The sequence below is a fragment of the Okeania sp. SIO2B9 genome (genome assembly GCF_010672505.1).
GTDB classification, from domain to species: Bacteria; Cyanobacteriota; Cyanobacteriia; order Cyanobacteriales; family Microcoleaceae; genus Okeania; species Okeania hirsuta.
This window is the reverse complement of sequence record NZ_JAAHGK010001127.1, coordinates 1-2,523: the sequence shown is the minus strand read 5'-3', so window position 1 is coordinate 2,523 and position 2,523 is coordinate 1. Positions and strand designations below refer to the sequence as shown.

Sequence of the window (2,523 nt, the reverse complement as noted above, 5' to 3'; positions counted from 1 at the left end):
TGATAAATAGCAGTTGAAGGAAAGGTTAGGACATATCAAAAGCTTAAAACTCAGACAACGCCAGATTTTTCCTTCTTCCTCCTGGTATAATACTAATTTGAAAAAAGAATGTGTTTGAATAATAAGTGCAATAAAAAGATTTTAGAGTAAATTTCCCTTTGACAAAAAAGAGAATTTACGACCTAAAAACTGGTATTGAAGCAATTCATTCTGACTCGGTTCTCCTGACTCCTGAGTTACCCTCCTGGGAGGGGTTAGGGGTGGGTTGACTCCTAAGAAATAGCCTAACTATTTGTAGCAAATATTTATCAAATTGGCATAATATCCTGTTTATCTATTCTGCTGGGAGTATATTTCAAAGAAAAGTTTTGATGAACATATTATGAAAATAGACGAATTATTAAGGCAGTACGCAAGAGGAGAAAGAAATTTCAGTGGTGTTTATCTACATGAAGTACATTTGCTAGAAGCTGAATTAGAAGGGGCTAATTTTTTTGAAGCAGACTTAATCGGTGCTAACCTTAGTCGGGCTAATCTCAGTCGAGTAAATCTGGCCAAAGCTAATCTTAGTCGAGCTAATCTAATTGGAGCGGATCTAAGTGGGGCAAATTTATCTGGAGCTATTCTGGCAGGGGCTAAACTCAACAAAGCTGACTTAACAGGAGCAAAACTTACCAGAGCAGACTTAAGTCGTTCTAATTTTAGTCAAGTTAATATGATTAATGCTGACCTCTCAAGAGCTATACTCTGTGAAACAGACTTGCACGGGGCCAACTTATATGGCGTGAATTTCCGACGCGCTATTCTTAATGAAGCAGACTTAATTGGAGCTAACCTTACCAGAGCAGATATGGCAGGAGCAGATTTAATTGGAGCTAGTTTAATGAGAGCTGATTTGACAGAAGCTATTTTGAGTGCTGCAGACTTAAATGAAGCAAGTCTTTTGGGTGCTAATATTTCCAATTTGAGTATAGATGGAGTAGCTCTCCAGGGAGTCATAATGCCAGATGGCGCAAGTTATGAAGAGTTTCAAAGAAGTATGCAAGATTAGTACCTAAAGCCTGACACCAATGCTAAGTTGCATGGCTCAGGCTTTCTTACATTTTTAGCATTATATTATAACACGCGAACGAGTTGACGTTTGACTGATGCTGATGATGAAGCGAATAAAGATAAATGTTTTTCCTACTGTTCCCTGTTATATGTATGTATGATATGAAATACCAAATCAAAAGATTGAATTCCAATCATTAGTAACTATTTCTATATCTGAATATAATTTTTAGATTTCACGATCGAGATTAATTGTCTCCTTTATTTTTCCCTTTCTTCTTTTCCCTTATATTTTGCCATAATTTTCAGGTCTCTACGGCTTTTCAAAATATTCAATCCAAACTAAAAAAATTGACAATATTTCCGAAAATTTAATTCTAAATATTGAAATTGCCAATATTTTCGATATTCCAATGGGGAGAGCTTTTGAAAGTTCATTGCGCTTATCCAAATCTAACTTTTCCCACTCCACTAAACCACTAGCTAAGTATTGGAGGGTTTTGGTAATGTCTATTTCTTTGATGTTTGAAGTTATGCCTGAATAATTAGTCATTATATTTTATAGGAAATATCTTGCTTGTTAAGCGATCGCTACAAAAATTACCATATCTCACAAATTTAGGTTTATCCTTAAGTTTTAGTTATATATTTTAGTCTTTTAGTTTGAAAATTTTTAATTTTGTCAGGACTTGATGACAAAAAATCGGAAAATTTCTCTGATTAATTTAACGAGGTTTCAATATTTTTAACACTTAAGCTAGATTTTGTGATATTCTAAATAATACTATAATCAAAAAGGTATTTATTACTTTTTAAAAAAATTAAGCTCCAAATACCTACAATCTCGTTGTTTTGAGAAGCAAAGACTCTTCAGTTCTTTTACCATGAATGACTAATATTCCTCGCCTAATTTTTCGGCAGATTGATAGATTGACTATTTTGTGGTATGGAGAAGGAAAAAGTAAGATAAATATGGTCTACTATTTCTCCTAATATAGTCTCCGGATAATTAGTTATCCTATAATGAGCGGAGGACCGAGTCAGGAGAAAGGAAAGATGAGAGTGGGAATTATCTGGGGATATTCCAGCATTTTATGTCTGCATTGAATGGAAGTAGAAAGTGTGATAACTGTATAACCGGATTTCATATCATATATAAGGTTGGATTAAGTGCTAACAGAAACCAACCAAAACCTATATATAGCAACGCCGAATCAAATTTGAGAATTTGACTATTTCTGAAAAGTCTAAAATCTAACGGTGATCATATTGATAAGATACAGTTCTTTTCTTTCTTCCCTTTTCCCAGTGAAGATATTCCCTGTTCCCTAAAAATCTACAATCTCTCACAATTCAAATAAGACTGCTATATCTATAATTATATTAAATAGAGTTGTTACCTACTGGAGAGTACAAAGTTCTGCTAAAAAACAGTTGGCTCTCAAGATTGAAAGTGTTACTGGGAAAGGT

General features: G+C 34.0%; 2 protein-coding genes. One reads left to right on the top strand and one right to left on the bottom strand.

What is annotated here, in order from left to right; all coding sequences use genetic code 11:
• The first annotated feature begins 382 nt into the window (after nt 1–382).
• Nucleotides 383–1,051 (top strand): pentapeptide repeat-containing protein, encoded by a 669-nt coding sequence (locus F6K13_RS28045; protein ID WP_124142969.1) that lies wholly within the window; start codon nt 383–385, stop codon nt 1,049–1,051.
• A 315-nt stretch (nt 1,052–1,366) separates the two neighbouring features.
• Here the strand turns inward: F6K13_RS28045 and F6K13_RS28040 are convergent, their stop codons facing one another.
• A complete protein-coding gene (locus F6K13_RS28040) occupies nt 1,367–1,606 on the bottom strand; it encodes a hypothetical protein (RefSeq protein ID WP_124142970.1) in 240 nt (79 codons plus the stop codon).
• Nucleotides 1,607–2,523: the final 917 nt, after the last annotated feature.

Coding starts and splice junctions, on each gene's coding strand:
- F6K13_RS28045 (WP_124142969.1), top strand. CDS start 383: ATGAAAATAGACGAATTATTAAGGCAGTACGCAAGAGGAGAAAGAAAT.
- F6K13_RS28040 (WP_124142970.1), bottom strand. CDS start 1,606: ATGACTAATTATTCAGGCATAACTTCAAACATCAAAGAAATAGACATT.